Below are 219 nucleotides of genomic sequence, written 5' to 3'. Positions count from 1 at the left end.
TCGCGACCTACGCCGGTCAGCAGCTATGTGGCGGTAACAGACTTTGAAGGTGTGCTGCACCTCGTGTCCCAGGTAGACGGTGAGTTTGTCGGCCGTACCAAGGTGGGCGGCGACGGCGCGCGCGCCGATATGCTCGCAGACGGTAATCTGCTATATGTGTATACCAATGACGGCAAGTTGATTGCCTATGAGGTGAGTGCGAAAAACTGATGATCCCGG

The 219-nt window shown here is 57.1% G+C and carries 1 pseudogene; it reads left to right on the top strand.

Features of this window, described 5'->3' with window-relative positions:
• Nucleotides 1-210: pseudogene (locus A3709_RS24040) on the top strand (outer membrane protein assembly factor BamB); the annotation flags it as partial.
• Nucleotides 211-219: the final 9 nt, after the last annotated feature.

This window comes from Halioglobus sp. HI00S01 (assembly GCF_001635445.1).
Lineage (GTDB): Bacteria > Pseudomonadota > Gammaproteobacteria > Pseudomonadales > Halieaceae > Halioglobus > Halioglobus japonicus.
Note: the sequence above shows the minus strand (reverse complement) of the source record. Positions and strands in the feature narration are given on the sequence as shown.